Source organism: Arthrobacter sp. Y3225116, from assembly GCF_059091245.1.
This window is the reverse complement of sequence record NZ_JBNHGL010000507.1, coordinates 1-830: the sequence shown is the minus strand read 5'-3', so window position 1 is coordinate 830 and position 830 is coordinate 1. Positions and strand designations below refer to the sequence as shown.

The following is an 830-nucleotide window of genomic DNA, read 5'->3' as shown; positions in this document are numbered from 1 at the left end:
CGCGTTAAGCCCGGCGAAGGCGGCCTGGGCCGAGGTGCTGGCGTCCACCAGCGAGCGGGCCTCCGGGCCGTAGACCACCGGCCCGGGCCCGAAGAGTTCGGCCAGGCGCACGAAGGCGGTGTCCTGGTCCGACAGGCCGCCCAGCACCAGGATCAGCCGTTCGCCCTGGATGCCCACCAGCGTGTCGGCGGCGTAGCGGGAGCTGGCGCGGCGCAGTTCGGTCACGAAGCTGGGGCCCGGTTCACCGGGGGAGCCGCCCACCATCACCGTGATGGGCCCGGTGGTCTTCCAGCCGACCGCGGCGATCCGGGAGCGCAGGGCGTCGGAGCTTTCGCCGCGGAGGATCGCATCCACGACCAGCGCCTCGAGCCGGGTATCCCAGGAGCCGCGCGTCTCGGCGGCGCGGGCGTACACGTCGGCGGCAGCGAAGGCGACCTCCCGGGAATAGCGCAGCACCGCTTCGCGCAGTTGGGCCTCGTCGCTTTCGCCGGCAAGGTCCGGCACTTCGTCTTCGACGGCTTCGACCACCACGCGGATCAGTTGCAGGGCGCGTTGCAGGCTAATGGAGCGGGTCAGCTCGGTGGGGGCGGTGCCGAAGACGTCGTTCATCACCCAGGCCGGGGACGTGGGGCGTTCGTACCACGTCACGAACGACGCGATGCCCTTTTGCGCCACCAAACCGAGGGCGGAGCGTTCGTCCGGCCGCAACCCGCGGTACCAGGGCAGGTCCGACTCCAGCCGCTTCAGGGTCACCGTCGCCAGCGCCCCGACCTTGGTCCGCAGCCGCTCCAACGTCGCCGGGTTGCCGGTGGCGGCCCGGTCGCCCTTCC

The 830-nt window shown here is 72.0% G+C and carries 1 protein-coding gene; it reads right to left on the bottom strand.

Going from position 1 to position 830, the window contains the following annotated elements:
- On the bottom strand, window positions 1–792 hold a 792-nt coding region (locus tag AC5RV2_RS18650; protein ID WP_494093564.1), incomplete at its 3' end, for a PucR family transcriptional regulator.
- Between the last annotated feature and the right edge of the window lie 38 nt (window positions 793–830).